The organism is Advenella sp. RU8, assembly GCF_048381675.1.
Lineage (GTDB): Bacteria > Pseudomonadota > Gammaproteobacteria > Burkholderiales > Burkholderiaceae_B > Advenella.
Genome location: NZ_JBLWIS010000002.1, coordinates 208,801 through 226,813 on the forward strand (window position 1 = coordinate 208,801; position 18,013 = coordinate 226,813).

The window sequence follows — 18,013 nt, forward strand, 5'->3', positions numbered from 1 at the left end:
TTGGGCGAGTTGATAGCGGCAGCCTGGCTTTACATGGCAAGTAGCACATTATCGGGCTATTCCGATAATGCACCTTAGCCGTTAAATATGCGTTCGATAAAATCAGTAACGCGTTGCAGACTGGTTTTCAAGCAGGATTCGTTCATAAAGTTCATGGCGTTTTCTGCTGATCTTGCCTTCTTCAAGGGCGGCAAGCACGCCACATCCTGGTTCATGCAAATGGGTGCAATTATAAAAACGACATGACTCAATATGCTCCTTGAATTCGGGGAAGCCATTCGCAATCTCTGTTTGTGTCAAGTGGTATAGGCCAAATGCCTGAAAACCCGGTGAGTCAATGAGGCAACCCGTTTGGTCGGGCAAATGATACAGCCGCGTACTGGTCGTGGTGTGTTTGCCGGTTCCCAATGCTATTGAATGCTCTTGGGTATGAGCCCTGGCATGTGGAATAAGTACATTTAAAATGCTGGATTTGCCCATGCCGCTTTGCCCAAGCAGCAAGCTGGTTTTGTCTTTCAGTAATGGCAATAGATCCCGTTTTAATTGTTCGGGTTCATGAATGCTGCATGAAATGATGGGAACGCCCATTTCACGGTAAGTTTGAAGTGATTCCTGCGCACGGGCCAGGCCATTGGTCAGGTCGCATTTGTTCAGCAGGATAATCGGGCTGATGTTTGCACTCCAGGCACCGGTCAGGGCGCGTCCGGTAAGATCATCGGAAAAAACCGGTTCGGTGGCTACCACAATGAGTAACTGGTCTACATTCGCGGCAAACTGCTTGGAACGCATTTCGTCCGAGCGGTAGAGCAGGTTTTGCCGTTCCAGTGTTTCTTCAATGCTTCCTTCATCCTCTCCTTGAGGTTGAACGCGTACAAAATCACCCACACAAATACCGGTTTTTTTTCCCCGTGTGTAGCACTGCCGTATTTGTCCGTTTTCAAGCTCAACGTGGTAATGTCGTCCATGAGCGGAAATAACGCGTCCTTTCATCGTGGTTACACCTTTGCGCCGGTTAATAAATGCCGAATGCGTACAGAAGCCGGCGGATGACTGTCATAAAAGGCCGAATGTACCGGGTCGGGTGTTAAGGTAGCGGCATTGTCGTCATAAAGTTTGACCAAGGCAGAAACAAGGGACTGGGCTTCGGCCTGTTGGCTGGCATACTGATCGGCTTGGAATTCGTCTTTGCGGGAAAACCAGCTGGACAATGGCGACAGCAGGAAGGTAAATACCGGCACAGCCATGAAAAACAGGAGTAGTGCCAATGCGTCATTGCTGCGTCCCATTGCAGGAATGACTCCCAGTCCTTCGTAAAACCAAATGGTGTTCTTGACATAACCCAGGATGGCAAAAAACACCAGGGCAATAAAGAAGCTGATCAGCATCCGCTTGATAATATGCTTGTGCTTGAAGTGACCCAGTTCATGAGCAAGTACCGCTTCAATTTCGGGGCCATTAAGCTTGTTGAGCAGCGTATCGAAAAACACGATGCGACGTGATTTGCCAAAGCCGGTAAAGTAAGCGTTGCCATGAGCCGAGCGTTTTGAGCCATCCATCACAAACAGGCCGTTAAGGGTAAAACCGCAGCGGGCAGCCAGTTTGTTGATGCGTTCTGCCAGCTCTGGATTATCCAGCGGGGTGAATTTATTGAACATTGGCGCAATAAAGGTAGGAAATAAATACAGGATCAGTACATTGAACCCGACCCAAAGTGCCCAGGCCCAAAGCCACCAGGCATTGCCCGCTTCGGCCATTAGCCATAAAATGGCGGCCATGAGCGGCAGGCCAAGCATCAGGCTGATAATAATTCCCTTGATGGAATCGCTAATGAACAGTTTAAGGGTCATGCGATTGAAGCCGTATTTGGCTTCAAGCTTGAACTGGCGCCATAAACTGAAGGGCAGGTGGAGCAGGCCGGTAATAATGCTGACCGAAGCCAGTAGTACCAATTGGCGCCACATGTCTCCTGAAAATTGTTCTCGCAGGAAGAGGTCTAGCAACTGCAAACCACCTAGCAAGGTGAAGCCGACCAGTACCATTGCGTCGCATATCCACTCTGTCATCCCCAGTTTCATGCGTTCAACCGTATAATCAGCTGCCCGCTGGTGGCTGTGCAGGCTGATTTTTTCAGAAAATTCTGCGGGAACAGCATTGCGGTGTTGGCTGACATAACGTACTTGTCGATTTGAAAGCCATAGCTTGACAATGGTTTCAATACCAAGAAACAGGATAAATAAGAGTGTAAACAGCGTAGTTGTCATATGTTAATGATTGCTCTGTGCGAAAATAGCGAAACTCAGTATTAAGGATAAATGAAAATGGCAGTAAATGACTTGCGTCTGGTCTGGTTGGATATGGAAATGAGCGGCCTTGATCCAGAAAAAGAAAAAATTCTGGAAATAGCCGTTGTTGTCACCGAACCGGATTTGACTATTGTTGCAGAAGGGCCTGTTTTGGTCATTCATCAACCTGATAGTGTATTAGATGCCATGGATAAATGGAATACGTCCACCCATGGTAAAAGCGGATTAATTCAAAAAGTTAAAGACTCCACTTTAACAGAAGCGCAGGCGGAAGATATTTTGATTGAATTCCTGTCGAAATATGTCCCTAAAGGTGCATCACCGCTATGTGGCAATACCATTAGCCAGGACCGCCGTTTCATGTTCAAGTACATGCCCCGGTTTGAGCAGTATTTTCATTATCGCAACCTGGATGTCAGCACCATGAAAGAACTTTCCCGTCGCTGGCGGCCCGAAGTTTACAAAGGCTTTGCCAAGAAAAGCAAGCATGAGGCACTGGCGGATATTCACGAGTCGATTGAGGAAATGAAGTACTATCGGGAACACTTCATTAAATTGTAAACCTATAGGGGCATTGGCTAAGACATGAATACATTAGTCGGGCAGGATGGCCTGCAGGGAATAGCCGGAATTGGTACAGACTTGATCTACATTCACCGGGTCCAGGCGTCTTATGCACGTTTTGGCATGCGCTTTGCGAGGCGTATTTTGGGGCCTGAAGAAATCCTCAAGTTTGAAGGGCGCTACCGGCGTGATCCAGCCCGGGGCATTCGTTTCCTGGCCACCCGTTTTGCCGCCAAAGAGGCTTTTTCCAAGGCCATCGGGCTGGGCATGCGCATGCCCATGTATTGGTCTGGTATGCAAACCCTCAATGCGCCCAGCGGCAAACCCATGGTGGTGTTGGCCGAGCCGCTTAAACATTGGTATGAACAACGGTTCGGGACGGCACATGTTTCCGTTACCGACGAATCTGATCTGGCCATGGCATTTGTCCTGGTTGAGTCAAAAAAAGGACAGTAAAAATGCAGTCATTGGCAGTGCCTTTATTACCGCCCGGACCAGTTATGGTTGATGTGCAGGGCTTGGAGCTTACCAGCCAGGAAAAAGAACGTTTGCGCCATCCCTTGGTGGGGGCGGTTATTTTATTCTCCCGCAATTATGAAAGCCCGGAACAGCTGCAGGCGCTTACCCGTGACATTCATGCAAGCCGGCAAGCACCCCTGTTAATTGCCGTTGATCATGAGGGCGGACGGGTGCAGCGTTTTAAAACCAATGGTTTTACTCATTTGCCCAGCATGCGTGAACTGGGCCGGTACTGGGAGCAAAGTCCGCAGCAGGCCCTTCGTGTTGCTACCGAACTGGCGTATGTGATGGCGGCCGAGTTGCGTGCTTGTGGCGTTGATTTCACTTTTGCACCGGTGCTTGATCTGGATTATGGGGTTAGCCAGGTGATTGGCAATCGTTCTTTTCACCGAGATCCCAAAGTAGTTGCTACATTGGCACGGGCTATTATTCAGGGGCTTTCATTGGCAGGTATGGCTGCCTGTGGCAAGCATTTTCCGGGCCATGGTTTTGTTGAAGCCGATTCCCATTTGGCCATTCCGGTTGATGAGCGTTCCCTGGACGAAATCCTGAACGAAGATGTCATGCCTTACCAATGGTTAGGTGATATGGTATTACCCGCGGTCATGCCTGCCCATGTTATCTATCCCAAGGTAGACAGCTCACCAGCCGGGTTTTCGCGTAAATGGGTGCAGGAAATTCTTCGCCAGCAACTTGCTTATAATGGAGTTGTATTCTCTGATGACCTTACCATGGAAGGCGCTTCGGTTGCGGGTGATATCGTAGCGCGGGCGCAGGCAGCCTTGCAGGCCGGATGTGATATGGTGCTGGTTTGCAACCGCCCGGATCTGGCCGATGATTTGCTGGAACGGCTGGAATTTTCCATTTCCAGCCAGTCTGTTCAGCGGATCCAGCACCTGATGCCTTCAACGCCTTTCATGAATTGGGAAGCCCTGCAATTGAATAAGCGGTACCAAGATGCCCGAGCCTTTCGACATAAAATCGTTTCTGAATGACTTGCCTCATTTGCCGGGTGTTTACAGGCACCTGGATGAAAATGATGTAGTGCTTTATGTGGGTAAGGCGCGTGACCTGAAAAAAAGGGTTTCTTCCTATTTTCAGAAAACCCCGTCCAGTCCGCGGATTGCCCACATGGTAGCCCGTGTGGTGCGGCTGGAAGTGACTGTTACGCGCTCCGAGGCCGAAGCCTTGATCCTGGAAAACAACCTGATCAAGTCACTGCGCCCGCGCTACAACATCCTGTTTCGGGACGACAAGTCCTATCCATACTTAATGATCAGCGATCACCGGTTTCCGCGGATCGTTTACTATCGTGGCAGTACTAGCAAGAAAGGGCGTTTTTTCGGTCCTTATCCAAACTCCTGGGCGGTACGGGAAACCATTCAGATCCTGCAGAAAGTGTTTCGTTTGCGCACTTGTGAAGACACGGTATTTACCAATCGCTCCCGTCCCTGTTTGCTGCACCAGATCGGGCGCTGTTCGGCGCCTTGCGTACAGGCCCAGCCTGAAGAGGCTTATCACCAGGATGTTGAAAGAGCGGTGCGCTTTCTTGATGGCCAGGCCAGTGACGTGATTGGTGATATCGAAAAACGCATGATGGCGGCTTCCGATGACCTGCAGTTTGAGCAGGCGGCCGTTTTGCGTGACCAGATGCATGCCCTGGCCACCGTGTTGCACCAGCAATCCATGGAAGAGGCGGGTGGTGGTGATGTTGATATTATTGCGGTAGAAATGCTGGGTGGCAAGGTCTGTGTCAATCTGGCCATGGTGCGTGGTGGCCGTCATCTGGGTGACAAGGCTTTTTTTCCTGCCCAGACCGATGGCGATACGCCTTCTGATGTGTTAAATGCCTTTGTGGCCCAGCACTATCTTGATAATGTGATGCCTCCCTTGTTGATTTGTTCCCACCCTTTGGCTGAGCCCGAGCTGCTGGACATGCTTAATGAGCATGCCGGTGGCAAGGTGAAAGTCCGTTTGCAGACGCGGGTACAGGGCGTCAAGAAAGCCTGGCTGGAACAGGCGATGAAAAATGCCAGCCTGGCGCTAACCCGGGTTCTTTCCGAATCTACGGCAAAGGCAGCGCGTACGCTGGCCCTGGCAGAGTTGCTGGGGTTGGATACTGATGAAAAGGCGCTGGATGAAATGCGTATTGAATGTTTCGACATCAGCCATACGGCTGGCGAAGCTACTCAGGCCTCATGCGTGGTTTATCTTCATCATGACATGCAACCATCGCATTATCGTCGGTACAATATTGCGGGTATTACCCCGGGTGACGATTATGCCGCCATGCGCCAGGTGCTTGAGCGCCGTTTTTCCAGGGTGGCCGATGCAGAATCACCGATGCCCCATGTCGTGTTAATTGACGGAGGCAAGGGGCAGGTGGAAATTGCCCGTCAGGTATTTGAGGAGCTTGGCCTGGATACCAGCGTGATTGTGGGCGTGGCCAAGGGAGAAGGGCGTAAACTTGGCTTGGAAACCTTGGTGTTTACCGATGGCCGTGTACCGGTCGCATTGGGATTGGGGTCTCCTGCCCTGATGCTGGTGGCCCAAGTGCGTGATGAAGCGCACCGGTTTGCCATTACCGGCATGCGGGCCAAGCGTGCCAAAACCCGTAATGTATCCAGGCTCGAGGAAATTGAAGGGGTGGGTATGAAACGCAGGCAAAAGCTGTTGGCCCGCTTTGGCGGATTTTCTGGCGTGGCATCAGCCAGTATTGATGATTTACGGTCAGTGGAAGGAATTTCACAGGCTTTGGCAGAACGTATCTACGAATCACTAAGATAGTGGTAGGATTACACTTTATGAAAACAATGAATTTACCCATTATTTTGACTTGGATGCGGGTTGCGATGATCCCGCTGGTCATTGCCCTGTATTACCTGCCAACCGAGTGGATGGGTGTTCATCTGCGCGATACGATTGGTGCCATTGCTTTTATTGTGGCGGCGCTAACCGATTGGTTTGATGGCTGGCTTGCCCGGCGCTGGAACCAGACCTCTTCCTTTGGGGCGTTTTTAGACCCTGTGGCTGACAAACTCATGGTTTGCGCGGCATTGCTCATATTACTTGATTTAAGCCGTCTTGATTCATTTATTGCACTAATTATCATTGGTCGTGAGCTTACCATTTCTGCGTTGCGTGAATGGATGGCCACCATAGGAGCCCGTGACAGTGTGGCCGTCCATTGGCTGGGCAAGCTGAAAACCACGGCACAAATGGTTGCGATTCCCTGTTTGATGTTTGCCCAAACCTGGCAGGGTATTCCATTTTACCAAGTGGGGCAGGTGCTTATTTACGTGGCGGCTATTTTAACCGTGTGGTCCATGTTTTATTACATGCGCAAGGCATGGCCCATTATCCGAAAACAGGCCTGAAAGGCTACTTGAAAGAATTAATTAACCACTCGCACCAGGGTGGTTAATTTTTTAAAAAAACAAAATAAATTTGAGACATGAACACGAATGTATTATCTCCAGACACATGTCAGGATGAAAAAAAATCGGCAAGCCGTGATTGGCAAATCATTTCCCTGATCGGGTTGGTGCATGCCGGCTCCCACTTTTTTCAGTTGGTGCTGCCCTCCCTGTATATTTCCCTTAATCATGAGTTTGGCTATAGCTTTGTAGAGCTTGGGCTGGTGACCACCGTTTTTTTTGTGGTTTCCATGTTGGGTCAGGCCAGTTCGGGTTTTATTGTGGATAAAAAAGGTGGCCGGCCGGTGTTGCGGTTCGGTTTGGCGTTTATGGCGGTTTCCGCTTTCCTGATTGCCGTAGCGCCGGGATATTCGGTATTACTTTTGGCCGCCATGATTGGTGGCATGGGTAATGCTGTGTTTCATCCCGTAGATTTTTCCCTTCTCAATCAGCATGTTGGACCAAAGCGGCTGGGACATGCTTTCAGCGTGCATGGTGTATCAGGAAATCTGGGGTGGGCATTTACGCCGGTTTTCATGACATTTATGATCGTTGTCACAGGTTCATGGCGCATCGCGGCTGCGGCTGCAGGTGTTTTGTTGCTGCTTTTGCTGTTGCTGACGTTCATTAAAGCCGAACTGATTGCACCCGTAAGGCATGTTAAGCAGCTTAACCCGGCTGAGGCCCAGCAAACCATGCATTTTTCCCAAAAGCTGCTGTTTCTTCTCAAGAATCCGGCCTTGTGGGGAGCATTTGTTTTTTTTGCATGTGGCACAGTGGCCATGTCATCGGTACAAAATTTTACGGTGCCTATCATGGGGGCCTTGTATGACATTGGCAAGGAAGTGGCCAGTACGGCATTGTCGCTGTATATGTTATCAGCAGGGGCGGGTTTGCTGGCTGGCGGTTTTCTGGCCGGCACGACGCGTCAGACTGAAAAAATTGTCGGGGTTGCCTTGTTTTCTTCCGGGCTGGTATTTTTATTATTGGCCACGGGTCTGGTTCCTTCTTCTTTCGCAATATTTGGCCTGTGTGTAGCCGGTTTCCTGTTTGGTCTGGCAGGACCTTCGCGCGATATGCTTATCAGGCGGGTAGCGCCCAAGGGGGCGATGGGCTCGGCCTACGGATTAGTTTATTCAGGCATGGATATCGGTTCTGCGTTGGGGCCTGTTGCCTATGGCGTCATGCTTGATTACGGGCAGTTTTCCGGGCCATGGATTGGCGCCGGACTGGCTTCTTTCGTGGCCGTTGCGGCTGCATTTTGGGTTGCATATTGTGCAAAAGTAAAAGGATTGTAATGACGGCCATGCAAACAGAAAAACAAAAAGTCCTCACAATGGCGCCGCTGTTGTTTTGTGGTGCATTTATCGTCACCATGTCCATGGGAATCCGTCACGGTTTTGGCTTGTGGTTGCAGCCCATCACCCAGGCAAATGAATGGGACAGGGAAACTTTTTCATTTGCCCTGGCCATGCAAAACCTGGTATGGGGCTTTACGGGTATTTTTGCCGGGATGGTTTCAGACCGGTTCGGTGCGGTCAAGGTAATTATCCTGGGCGGCGTTTTATACGCGTTTGGTTTGCTCGGAATGGCTTATTCAACCACTGGCTTGGGTTTTATGCTGTCCAGCGGTTTTTTAATTGGCATGGCGCAGTCAGGTACTACCTATGCGATTATTTTTGGTGTCATAGGCCGTAATATTCCGGCTGACCGTCGTTCATGGGCCATGGGTGTTGTCGCGGCGGCTGGCTCTTTTGGCCAGTTTTTAATGGTGCCGGTAGAAAACTTCCTGATTGACTTTTTCGATTGGCAAATTGCGTTGGTCGTATTAAGTGGCTTGGCCTTGACGATTATTCCCTTGGGAATAGGATTGCGTGAGCCTTCTCCGATGACGAGTGTTGCGCATGTTGCACGGCAGGGTATTATTCCTGCCATCAAAGAGGCTTTTGCCTACCCCAGTTTCCGTTTGCTGGTTGCGGGTTATTTTGTATGTGGCTTCCAGGTTGTGTTTATTGGTGTCCACATGCCCAGTTACCTGAAAGATGCAGGGATGCAGCCAGAGGTGGCAAGCTATGCGCTTGCCCTGATTGGGCTGTTTAATGTGTTTGGCACTTATGCAGTGGGCTTGTTGGGACAAAAATATCCCAAGCGATATTTGCTGGCAGGTATCTATACGATTCGCGGGATCGCCATTATTCTTTTTTTGATGGCGCCATTAACACCCGTCAGTGTGTACGTGTTTTCGGCGGTAATGGGATTGCTTTGGCTGTCTACGGTACCGCCCACCAATGCCATTGTGGCACAAATATTTGGTATCCAGCATTTTGCCATGCTGGGCGGATTTGTCTTTTTCAGTCACCAGATTGGCTCTTTTCTGGGTGTCTGGCTGGGCGGTATCATGTACGATATATATGGCAGCTATGATCCGGTGTGGTATTTGGCCATCGGGCTTAGTGTTTTTGCCACCGCCATGAATTTACCGGTTAAAGAACATGCTATTGTGCGTACTGCCACAGCCAGTTAGTCCAGGAGTAAAAACCACATGAATCCAACCTTGAAAAAATTGCTTGCTTATAGTGGGGTATTACTGGCGCTGGCGTTGGTATTTGTCATGTATACACAGCCCAGCCTGTTTGTTACCCTGTCCAACCAATTTTGGTCTTGCTTTTAGGTTTTCTTTTTTTTCATTTTTACAACACCGCTGTGGCGGTGTTTTTTTTATGGCTTGCCAATGTTGCTCATAGCCCGGCTTTGTTCAGTATTTTTTTATATGGTGAATTTTGTATTTCACAATATGAAATTATGATGTTGCAGTGTTGAAAAAATAATTTCACAAACAAAAAAATAGTTTCATAATATAAAATTAAAATTATAAATAATTGAATTATAAGAATAAAATAAATAGTCTTATATAAGATACAAGTGTGTTTTGCGCTGCCGCAAAAGGATAGAATTTATTCAACTGATTCGCAATTTTTTATCTTTATTTTTCACTTATTTCAGGAGACAGATATGTCAAATCGTGAAACCGCAATCCGTAACTTGCAAAAAGAATGGGCAGAGAATCCACGCTGGCAGGGCATCAAGCGCAATTACAGCGCAGAAGATGTTGTCAGGCTGCAAGGTTCCCAGCAACAGGAATACACACTGGCCCGTCGTGGTTCAGAGAAGCTGTGGAATTTATTGCACACCGAGCCTTTTGTTAATTCTTTGGGTGCACTTACCGGTAACCAGGCCATGCAGCAAGTGAAAGCCGGCCTTAAAGCCATTTACCTTTCTGGCTGGCAAGTAGCCGGTGATGCCAATATTGCGGGTGAGATGTATCCTGACCAATCCCTGTATCCGGTTAACTCGGTTCCAAGTGTTGTTCGTCGTATTAACAACTCTTTAACCCGTTGTGACCAGATTCAATGGATGGAAGGCAAAGAGCCAGGTGATGAAGGTTTCATCGATTACTTTGCGCCTATCGTTGCTGACGCCGAGGCCGGTTTCGGTGGTGTCCTGAATGCTTATGAATTAATGAAATCCATGATCGAGGCAGGCGCCTCTGGCGTTCACTTTGAAGATCAGCTGGCTGCCGCGAAAAAATGTGGCCACATGGGTGGCAAGGTTCTGGTTCCAACCCGTGATGCCGTTGCTAAACTGGTTTCAGCACGCCTGGCAGCCGACGTGATGGGCGTTCCTACCTTGTTGTTGGCTCGTACCGACGCAGATGCTGCTGACCTGATCACCAGTGATATTGATGAAAACGACCGTGAATTCATTACTGGTGAGCGTACCGTAGAAGGCTTTTTCCGTACCCGTGCTGGTGTTGACCAGGCCATTTCCCGCGGTTTGGCTTATGCCCCTTACGCAGACCTGTTGTGGTGTGAAACTTCTACGCCAAATCTTGATGATGCCAAGAAATTTGCCGAAGCCATTCACAAACAGTTCCCAGGAAAATTGCTGGCTTATAACTGCTCACCTTCTTTCAACTGGAAGAAAAACCTTGACGACGTTACGATCGCCAAATTCCAGAAAGAGCTGGGTGCCATGGGTTATAAATTCCAGTTCATCACCTTGGCTGGTTTCCATGCACTGAACTACGGCATGTTTGAGTTGGCTCACGGTTATGCACGTCGTCAAATGAGTGCCTTTGTTGAGTTGCAACAAAAAGAGTTCGCCGCAGCAGACATGGGCTTCACTGCGGTTAAACACCAGCGTGAAGTGGGTACCGGTTATTTTGATGCGGTTACACAAATCATTGAAGGTGGCCAATCTTCTACAACAGCCCTGACTGGCTCTACCGAAGAAGCCCAGTTTGCCACACACTAAGCAAGCAGGATTGAACTTCAGCTTGTAAAGGCTCCGTTTGGGTGTCTCGCAGGATAGGATGCGAGGCACTCATTTCTTTAAAATACAAGCATTTGATTTTATTCTGTTTTTTTCTGCCTAAGGGCAGCAAGCAGGGTGCCACCTTGCTTGCGCTTGAGTCCGGGGGTGCTAAGGGTAGGTTACCGCATAACCCTTGCTGCGCTGTTTTTGGGCCAGTGCCTGGGCTAGATCGGCAACGGCGGTAGCATAGAAGTAGCTGCGGTTGTATTTGGTGATGGCAAAGAAGTTGGGTGTGACGGTGCGGTATTCGGTTTGTCCTCGAATTTCATCGGGTAGATTGATGACGCCAAGCTGCTTGCCTGATTTCCAGTTGTTGTTACTGTTACCACTAAGTGATGCACCCGAAGATTGCAATTGTGACCAGCTTAAGTAGGGCTCCAGTCCGCCATCAACCAGGCCAGCGGCATTGGCAGGCAGGCGAATGGGGGCAAACACCGGGGTATTGCTTTGCCAGCCGTGTTTTACCAGGAAGTTGGCGACTGACATAATGGCGTCTTCCTGACTGCTGCGTAAGTCTATTTTGCCATTTTTGTCGCCATCAATGGCGTAGTGCAAAATGCTGATTGGCATGAATTGGGGCAGGCCGGTTGCGCCGGCAAAAGAGCCTTCTTCGCGCAAGGCACTAAGCTTGCCTTGGTAATCAAGGTTAATCAGGGCTGCCAGTTGGTTTCTGAACATTTGGCTTTTTTCTGGGCGCGAAGCATCTGGGTGGTTAAAACCAAGGGTATACAGGGCATCAAGCATGCGGAATGAACCCATGTAACGGCCATAAACCGTTTCTACGCCAATAATGCCGGCAATAATGGCGGCAGGTACACCGTATTGGCGTTCCGCCTGGTTAAGTGCGCTGCGATTGGCATCCCAGAATTCGGTGCCATACCGTAAACGAACCGGTTCCACATATCGGGCCCGGTAACTGGGCCAGACGCGTTTAATACGCCCTTTAGGGCCTTGCGGCATAATAAGATTGGCAACTCTTTCGTTATATTGGGCTTGGTCAAGCAGGTTTTTTATGTAAGCTTCAGGGATGCCGTAACGCTGGGACACTTGTTTGGTAAACAGTGATGGGTTGGCAGATAATGCTGAGTTTTCGACTTCCCAGCCGGTTTTTGCTGAAGCGGCAGAGGTATTTGTGGGGCGGGTTGTGGTTTTGCCTGTTGGCTCTATGGGGGCGCCTGCGCACGCTGTCAAGATTAAGGAGCTCAGGGCAAGCAAGATTGGGTTTCTGGTTTTTAACATCAGGATTCGGTATGGTTGTTTGCAGTAAGGCGCGGTTTAAGGGGGTTTATGACGTGCTGGCTTTGATTTGGGTTCAAATGTAAGGGTTGAGCATGCATTTGAAAGAAATATGTTAGATTGTAATGATTCAGCAAGATAAATGGCAGCATTTTTAGCTAAAACGATATTCAATCAGAGAGTTGAGCGTGGAGACTTTATATATTACACATCCAAACTGTCGTTTGCACATGATGCAAAAGTGGCATCCCGAGGCGCCTGCCCGCCTGGATGAAATTAATGACCGTTTGCTGGCGAGTGGTGTGTCACCGTGCCTAAGGCATCTTGATGCCCCCAATGCTTCCGATGCCGATGTGTTAAGGGTACATACACCCGAATATCTAGCTTATCTCAAAGAGCACGTGCCTCCGGAAGGGTATTTCAATATAGACAATGAAGAAACCAGCATGAATCCGCATACTTTGCGGGCCGCTTATTCTGCGGCAGGAGCGGGTCTTCTGGCGGTTGATGAAATTATGGCGGGCAATGCGCTTAATGCTTTTTGTGCTGTCAGGCCACCTGGACATCATGCCGAACGTGGCCGGGCCATGGGTTTTTGTTTTTTCAACAACCTGGCCATTGCCGCCAGTTATGCCATTGAAAAGTACCACTTGAAAAAAATTGCCGTGATTGATTTTGATGTGCATCATGGAAATGGCACCGAAGATATTTTTAAAAATGATCCACATGTCATCATGTGCAGTTTTTTCCAGTATCCGTTGTATCCTAATTGCGGTTTAACCGAGGTTGCACCCAATATGTTCAATACACCGGTACCTGCCTTTACCAAGAATGAGGTGGTCAAGGATATTGTCCTGAACAAATGGTTGCCTGTCCTGGATGATTTTCAACCCGAGCTCCTGCTTATATCCGCGGGTTTTGATGCCCATCGGGAAGATGAAATGGGACAGATGGATCTGGTGGAAAAAGATTATGAGTGGATTACGAAACAGCTTATGGATGTAGCTAACCGGCATGCACAAGGTAGAATTATCAGCTTTCTTGAAGGCGGATACAGTTTATCGGCATTGGGACGGAGCGTAACTGCACATATTAAGGCACTGGCTTCTTTATGAAAGCTGAATCAGGTCTTCAGTAAAGAAAAATAGTCAGTTATATTAAAATAGCTTACCTTTATCATAACTACATTGTAGAATTGAAAGGTTTTGGTTTATGGCAGTAAAGTTGCCAATATTAGGAGATACTTGGATGAAGGTATTAGTACCTGTAAAACGTGTCGTTGACTATAACGTCAAAGTGCGCGTCAAATCAGATCAAACTGGGGTAGATATTGCCAATGTAAAAATGTCAATGAACCCTTTTGATGAAATTGCTGTTGAAGAAGCAACTCGATTGAAAGAAAAGGGTGTTGCTACAGAAGTAGTCGCCGTTTCTTGTGGCGTTACCCAATGCCAGGAAACATTGCGTACAGCAATGGCTATCGGTGCTGACCGTGCCGCTCTGGTTCAAACAGATGTCGAACTCCAGCCTTTGGCCGTGGCAAAATTGCTTAAGGCAATTACCGAAAAAGAACAGGCTCAACTGGTTATCCTGGGTAAACAGGCTATCGATGATGATGCAAACCAAACCGGCCAGATGTTGGCTGCTTTGTTGGGTTGGCCTCAGGCTACTTTTGCCAGCAAAGTTGAAATTGAAGGCGATAGCGCCAAGGTTACCCGTGAAGTTGACGGTGGCCTGGAAACCATTTCAGTTAAGTTGCCAGCAATTATCACAACAGACTTGCGCCTGAATGAGCCACGTTATGTAACGTTGCCCAACATCATGAAAGCAAAGAAAAAACAACTGGATACCTTCACACCCGAAGACCTGGGTGTTGATGTGACTCCTCGCATCAAAACACTAAAAGTCACAGAACCGCCAGCACGTAAAGCCGGTATTACTGTTCCTGATGTGGCTACCCTGGTAGATAAATTAAAGAATGAAGCAAAGGTGATTTAATATGACGATCTTGGTTATTGCTGAACATGATAATGCAGAATTAAAAGCAGCCACATTAAATACCGTTGCTGCAGCAGCAAAAATTGGTGGTGACATTCACGTTTTGGTTGCTGGTAGTGGTGCTCAGGCTGTTGCCGACCAGGCCGCCAAAGTAGCCGGTGTTAGCACTGTCTTGTTGGCTGATGCTGCACAATTGGCCGATTCTTTGGCTGAAAACATTGCCGAGCAAGTTATTGCCGTTGCCGGTAATTACAGCCATATTCTGTTTCCTGCCACAGCATCTGGTAAAAACGTGGCTCCCCGCGTTGCTGCCAAACTTGATGTTGCCCAAATTTCAGACATCATTGCCGTAGAGTCTGCTGATGTGTTCCAGCGTCCTATTTATGCAGGTAACGCCATTGCAACAGTAGAATGCGCTGATGCGAAAAAAGTCATTACCGTACGTACGACCGCTTTTGACGCAGTTGCCGCTGAAGGCGGTTCTGCTGCGGTACAAAACGTTGACGCGGTTGCTGACTCAGGCCTGTCTTCTTTTGTGGGACGTGACGTTGCGAAGAGCGATCGCCCAGAATTGACGGCTGCCGCCATTATTGTATCTGGTGGACGTGGCTTGGGTAGTGCCGAGAACTTCAAGATTCTTGATCCTCTGGCAGACAAACTGGGGGCAGCACTGGGTGCTTCACGTGCAGCGGTTGATGCCGGTTACGCGCCTAACGATTGGCAGGTTGGTCAAACTGGTAAGATTGTCGCGCCACAACTTTATGTTGCGGTGGGTATCTCCGGTGCGATTCAGCACCTGGCTGGCATGAAAGACTCCAAAGTTATTGTTGCCATCAATAAAGATGCAGAAGCACCTATTTTTGGTGTGGCTGATTATGGCCTGGTCGCTGACTTGTTCACTGCAGTTCCTGAATTGGTTGGTGCCCTCTAAGGTATCGTATAGGCAGGGCACAATAACCTTCCGGTTGTTTTGCCCTGCTAATGCCATAAAAAAAACGCTTCTTGTGAAGCGTTTTTTTATGGATGGCACTTATTACATACTTTCTATCCGGTCTGCCCGCTTGGCAGAATCGGGGTGACTGGAGAAAAATCCACCGCCACCGCCGCCAAGTTTGCGCAGGGCCGATACGGCGTGGGATTTGTCGTAATTATTTTCCTGCAGGATTTTCAGGCCGTAAGTATCAGATTCCAGTTCGTGAGTTTGTGAATACTGGGCATTAACCAGGTTATGAGCCAAAGTGCCAATTTCATTTCCTGACAGGGATGCAATCAGTGAGTTTCCGCTGGCTACACCAGCCTTACGGGCAGCTAGGGTAAGCAGGTTTGTGCGTGCCTGTGATTTGGAATGACCATTCATGACGTGGCCAATTTCATGACCAATAACGAACAGTAATTCAGGATCGGTCATTTTATCCATCAAGCCGGAATAAACCCGGATGCTGCCATTGGGTAATGCGAAGGCGTTGACTTCGGGATTAAGATAAACCTTGTAGTCAAGTGGTTTGCCATTGTAGCTGCGCAGGTTGCGGGTAATGTTGTTAAGGCGTTTGGTATAGCTGTTGTCGGCACTGGCAACCGTATTTTGCTGGTCCAGTTGCACTTGCGATTGCACTGCCAGTGCCTGGATTTCGGCATCATTTATGGTGGCTGCCTGGAATAGGGAAGAGGCGGCATCAAACATTCCAGCCGTGTTCATGCCCTCACAGCCGCTTAATGAGCCAACCAGAAGGCCGGAAATAATGATTTTTTTAATCATGACGACTCCCAGAAAGTTAGGGCTTATTTACATCAGGGCGCTATGGTGCGAACGTTGGGTTTGCCAAAAATGGCAATATAGCTGGAATAAAAACCGCAATACATGCTAACGGCAATAACCATTACAAGTATTTGGGCAATAAACGCGACCAGTACAAGTGGAAGCCCCATTAGCAGCAGCAGGTCTGTAAGAAGAAACTGGCTGACATAAAACAAAATGCCCCAAATAGAAAAATAAACAATAAATGCAAGTTTATTACGCCAGGAAGCAACCAGTGAATAAAACAGCGCTTTTTTAACGCTCATGTTTTCCCAGCCAATTAATTGAGGCACATGCCAGAAGGTAATGGCGGTTAAAAATGTAAGTATTGCCCATAAAGCGTACTGAAAAATGCTGATGGAAAAACTGGGGATATCATCCAGCGTCAGTTTGTATTCAGGATCAGAGAGCAGCCTGGATATTTTTTCCATATCTTCATGGCTGAGGGCACTCATGGTTGGATAAAACGAAATGAATGTAATCAGAACGAATACGCTGGCGTATAAAAAACCAATGACGGCCAGGCGCCGTATCACATCGGGCTTTTTAAGGGGCATGACCCATTCTGCAGGAATCACTTTATTGTTGCTGTCTATGGAGCGACAGGCGGTTACCATGAGCAGGCTTGATACGGGTATGCTGATGATAAACAGCGGCAAACCGATGAGCGGTAGAATGATGAGGATTTGGCTCAGGAAATTGATAATAAAGGTGATTGCCAGCAGCGCCAGAGGCTGCTTCCTGAACAGCGCAAAAGCTGCCTGAACCCATTGTAATCCTGCAGAGAAAGGTAGTTTGGCTGCTTGCATGATTGGTTATGGCAATTGTGGGATGGTTGAATCGGTGCGCAGTTTAAGAATGCGTTCGAAATGGGTCGGGTCGTGCGGTTTCAGGGTTTGTGCAGGCCGCGGGATGAAAAAATCATACAGGCGAGATGTCCAGAAACGCAAGGCCGCGGCCCTGAGTGCTACAGGCCATACCTGCCGCTCTGCATCGGTGAAGGGACGGATGCGGTTATAGGCTGCCAGCCAGGCTTTTACATGCTCTTCAAGAAAGGCACCGGTTTCGCGTTCTATGCACCAGTCATTGACAGCAACGGCCACATCAAAAATCCACTTATCGCAACCGGCAAAGTAAAAATCAATCACGCCACCCATGCTTGGATTTTCAAAGGTACCGTCAAACAGCACGTTGTCCCGGAACATGTCGCAGTGGCAGGGGCCTTCGGGCAGGTTTTGCCAAAGGGCCGACTCCTGGACGCGGACTTGTTCGTCCAGGGAGGTTTGGTAAAGATGGTTTAAATCATTGTTCAGGAAAGGCTGGATGCTTGGATAGGTCGTTTGCCACCAGTTGAGGCCACGCAAATTGGGTTGCCTGATGGGAAAATCTACTGCCGCAAGATGTGCCTGGGCTTGGGTTTGCGCTGCAATAATGCAGTGGTTTACACTAGGGGATGGCTCATAGCCACCAGCCAGGCGGGTAACGATGGAAGCGGGCTTGTTTTTCAGGGTGCCTATGCGCTTGCCATCTTTGCGTGTTTGCGGCATGGGTACCTTCACGCCCTTGCTGGCCAGATGATGCATTAATTCAATGTAAAAGGGCAGCTGTTCGTGTGTAAGTACCTCGAATATGGTCAGTACATATTCGCCTTGGGTGCTGCTCAGGAAATAGTTGGTGTTTTCGATGCCGGCTGTAATGCCTCTTAAAGAAACAAGCTCACCCAGCTCATATTCAGCAAGAAATGCTTCGGCTTCAGAGGTAGTCAGATTCGTAAAAACAGCCATATCAGGTATATATCATAATTAGGT

18 protein-coding genes are annotated in these 18,013 nt (G+C 48.7%); 12 read left to right on the forward strand and 6 right to left on the reverse strand.

Going from position 1 to position 18,013, the window contains the following annotated elements:
- Window positions 1–102 precede the first annotated feature (102 nt).
- Both rsgA and ACM5Q9_RS03535 read right to left on the reverse strand, forming a co-directional pair.
- Window positions 103–990 carry a ribosome small subunit-dependent GTPase A gene (gene rsgA, locus ACM5Q9_RS03530; RefSeq protein ID WP_418143345.1) on the reverse strand — a complete coding sequence of 296 codons (888 nt, stop codon included), beginning with the start codon at window positions 988–990 and terminating at the stop codon, window positions 103–105.
- 5 nt (window positions 991–995) lie between these two features.
- Window positions 996–2,261 (reverse strand): M48 family metallopeptidase, encoded by a 1,266-nt coding sequence (locus ACM5Q9_RS03535; RefSeq protein WP_418143346.1) that lies wholly within the window; start codon window positions 2,259–2,261, stop codon window positions 996–998.
- A gap of 57 nt (window positions 2,262–2,318) precedes the next feature.
- Here ACM5Q9_RS03535 and orn point away from each other — a divergent pair, with 57 nt between their 5' ends.
- From orn to aceA, 9 genes are all read left to right on the forward strand, one after another.
- On the forward strand, window positions 2,319–2,864 hold the full coding sequence (orn, locus tag ACM5Q9_RS03540; RefSeq protein ID WP_418143347.1) for an oligoribonuclease: 546 nt from the start codon (window positions 2,319–2,321) through the stop codon (window positions 2,862–2,864).
- 24 nt (window positions 2,865–2,888) lie between these two features.
- Window positions 2,889–3,323, forward strand: coding sequence for a holo-ACP synthase (gene acpS / locus ACM5Q9_RS03545; RefSeq protein ID WP_418143348.1), 435 nt, complete (start codon window positions 2,889–2,891; stop codon window positions 3,321–3,323).
- Between the two features lie 2 nt (window positions 3,324–3,325).
- The gene (gene nagZ, locus ACM5Q9_RS03550; protein WP_418143349.1) at window positions 3,326–4,381 is read left to right on the forward strand and encodes a beta-N-acetylhexosaminidase; all 1,056 of its coding nucleotides are present in this window, start codon (window positions 3,326–3,328) and stop codon (window positions 4,379–4,381) included.
- On the forward strand, window positions 4,344–6,173 hold the full coding sequence (uvrC, locus tag ACM5Q9_RS03555; protein ID WP_418143350.1) for an excinuclease ABC subunit UvrC: 1,830 nt from the start codon (window positions 4,344–4,346) through the stop codon (window positions 6,171–6,173). The genes nagZ and uvrC overlap by 38 nt, the downstream gene beginning before the upstream one ends.
- Window positions 6,174–6,190: 17 nt before the next feature.
- The gene (gene pgsA, locus ACM5Q9_RS03560; protein WP_418143351.1) at window positions 6,191–6,763 is read left to right on the forward strand and encodes a CDP-diacylglycerol--glycerol-3-phosphate 3-phosphatidyltransferase; all 573 of its coding nucleotides are present in this window, start codon (window positions 6,191–6,193) and stop codon (window positions 6,761–6,763) included.
- A gap of 77 nt (window positions 6,764–6,840) precedes the next feature.
- Window positions 6,841–8,100 carry an MFS transporter gene (locus ACM5Q9_RS03565; protein WP_418143352.1) on the forward strand — a complete coding sequence of 420 codons (1,260 nt, stop codon included), beginning with the start codon at window positions 6,841–6,843 and terminating at the stop codon, window positions 8,098–8,100.
- A gap of 8 nt (window positions 8,101–8,108) precedes the next feature.
- Entirely contained in the window at window positions 8,109–9,326 is a 1,218-nt protein-coding gene (locus tag ACM5Q9_RS03570; RefSeq protein ID WP_418143353.1) for an MFS transporter, read from the forward strand.
- A gap of 18 nt (window positions 9,327–9,344) precedes the next feature.
- Entirely contained in the window at window positions 9,345–9,473 is a 129-nt protein-coding gene (locus tag ACM5Q9_RS03575) for a hypothetical protein (RefSeq protein WP_418143354.1), read from the forward strand.
- A gap of 341 nt (window positions 9,474–9,814) precedes the next feature.
- Entirely contained in the window at window positions 9,815–11,116 is a 1,302-nt protein-coding gene (aceA, locus tag ACM5Q9_RS03580; protein WP_418143355.1) for an isocitrate lyase, read from the forward strand.
- Between the two features lie 168 nt (window positions 11,117–11,284).
- Here the strand turns inward: aceA and mltB are convergent, their stop codons facing one another.
- Window positions 11,285–12,367 (reverse strand): lytic murein transglycosylase B, encoded by a 1,083-nt coding sequence (mltB, locus tag ACM5Q9_RS03585; RefSeq protein ID WP_418143356.1) that lies wholly within the window; start codon window positions 12,365–12,367, stop codon window positions 11,285–11,287.
- 233 nt (window positions 12,368–12,600) lie between these two features.
- On the opposite strand from mltB, the gene ACM5Q9_RS03590 reads away from it, so the two are divergent.
- The 3 genes from ACM5Q9_RS03590 (at window position 12,601) to ACM5Q9_RS03600 (ending at window position 15,341) form a co-directional block, all read left to right on the forward strand.
- Window positions 12,601–13,527, forward strand: a complete 927-nt coding sequence (locus tag ACM5Q9_RS03590) for a histone deacetylase family protein (protein WP_418143357.1) — start codon at window positions 12,601–12,603, stop codon at window positions 13,525–13,527.
- 133 nt (window positions 13,528–13,660) lie between these two features.
- The gene (locus ACM5Q9_RS03595; RefSeq protein WP_418143358.1) at window positions 13,661–14,410 is read left to right on the forward strand and encodes an electron transfer flavoprotein subunit beta/FixA family protein; all 750 of its coding nucleotides are present in this window, start codon (window positions 13,661–13,663) and stop codon (window positions 14,408–14,410) included.
- Window position 14,411: 1 nt separating this feature from the next.
- Window positions 14,412–15,341 carry an electron transfer flavoprotein subunit alpha/FixB family protein gene (locus ACM5Q9_RS03600; protein ID WP_418143359.1) on the forward strand — a complete coding sequence of 310 codons (930 nt, stop codon included), beginning with the start codon at window positions 14,412–14,414 and terminating at the stop codon, window positions 15,339–15,341.
- Window positions 15,342–15,443: 102 nt separating this feature from the next.
- Here ACM5Q9_RS03600 and ACM5Q9_RS03605 read toward each other — a convergent pair whose 3' ends face one another.
- The 3 genes from ACM5Q9_RS03605 to ACM5Q9_RS03615 are packed head-to-tail and all read right to left on the reverse strand — an operon-like array spanning window position 15,444 to window position 17,989.
- Window positions 15,444–16,166 (reverse strand): M48 family metallopeptidase, encoded by a 723-nt coding sequence (locus ACM5Q9_RS03605; RefSeq protein WP_418143360.1) that lies wholly within the window; start codon window positions 16,164–16,166, stop codon window positions 15,444–15,446.
- Window positions 16,167–16,198: 32 nt separating this feature from the next.
- Window positions 16,199–17,014 (reverse strand): BPSS1780 family membrane protein, encoded by an 816-nt coding sequence (locus ACM5Q9_RS03610; protein WP_418143361.1) that lies wholly within the window; start codon window positions 17,012–17,014, stop codon window positions 16,199–16,201.
- 6 nt (window positions 17,015–17,020) lie between these two features.
- Complete coding sequence (locus ACM5Q9_RS03615) at window positions 17,021–17,989, reverse strand: homoserine kinase (RefSeq protein ID WP_418143362.1); 969 nt, start codon at window positions 17,987–17,989, stop codon at window positions 17,021–17,023.
- Window positions 17,990–18,013 lie beyond the last annotated feature (24 nt).

What these genes read in the sequence shown, in the direction of transcription:
- rsgA (WP_418143345.1), bottom strand. Translation starts at nt 990, where the DNA reads ATGAAAGGACGCGTTATTTCCGCTCATGGACGACATTACCACGTTGAG.
- ACM5Q9_RS03535 (WP_418143346.1), bottom strand. Translation starts at nt 2,261, where the DNA reads ATGACAACTACGCTGTTTACACTCTTATTTATCCTGTTTCTTGGTATT.
- orn (WP_418143347.1), top strand. Translation starts at nt 2,319, where the DNA reads ATGGCAGTAAATGACTTGCGTCTGGTCTGGTTGGATATGGAAATGAGC.
- acpS (WP_418143348.1), top strand. Translation starts at nt 2,889, where the DNA reads ATGAATACATTAGTCGGGCAGGATGGCCTGCAGGGAATAGCCGGAATT.
- nagZ (WP_418143349.1), top strand. Translation starts at nt 3,326, where the DNA reads ATGCAGTCATTGGCAGTGCCTTTATTACCGCCCGGACCAGTTATGGTT.
- uvrC (WP_418143350.1), top strand. Translation starts at nt 4,344, where the DNA reads ATGCCCGAGCCTTTCGACATAAAATCGTTTCTGAATGACTTGCCTCAT.
- pgsA (WP_418143351.1), top strand. Translation starts at nt 6,191, where the DNA reads ATGAAAACAATGAATTTACCCATTATTTTGACTTGGATGCGGGTTGCG.
- ACM5Q9_RS03565 (WP_418143352.1), top strand. Translation starts at nt 6,841, where the DNA reads ATGAACACGAATGTATTATCTCCAGACACATGTCAGGATGAAAAAAAA.
- ACM5Q9_RS03570 (WP_418143353.1), top strand. Translation starts at nt 8,109, where the DNA reads ATGCAAACAGAAAAACAAAAAGTCCTCACAATGGCGCCGCTGTTGTTT.
- ACM5Q9_RS03575 (WP_418143354.1), top strand. Translation starts at nt 9,345, where the DNA reads ATGAATCCAACCTTGAAAAAATTGCTTGCTTATAGTGGGGTATTACTG.
- aceA (WP_418143355.1), top strand. Translation starts at nt 9,815, where the DNA reads ATGTCAAATCGTGAAACCGCAATCCGTAACTTGCAAAAAGAATGGGCA.
- ACM5Q9_RS03595 (WP_418143358.1), top strand. Translation starts at nt 13,661, where the DNA reads ATGAAGGTATTAGTACCTGTAAAACGTGTCGTTGACTATAACGTCAAA.
- ACM5Q9_RS03600 (WP_418143359.1), top strand. Translation starts at nt 14,412, where the DNA reads ATGACGATCTTGGTTATTGCTGAACATGATAATGCAGAATTAAAAGCA.
- ACM5Q9_RS03605 (WP_418143360.1), bottom strand. Translation starts at nt 16,166, where the DNA reads ATGATTAAAAAAATCATTATTTCCGGCCTTCTGGTTGGCTCATTAAGC.
- ACM5Q9_RS03610 (WP_418143361.1), bottom strand. Translation starts at nt 17,014, where the DNA reads ATGCAAGCAGCCAAACTACCTTTCTCTGCAGGATTACAATGGGTTCAG.
- ACM5Q9_RS03615 (WP_418143362.1), bottom strand. Translation starts at nt 17,989, where the DNA reads ATGGCTGTTTTTACGAATCTGACTACCTCTGAAGCCGAAGCATTTCTT.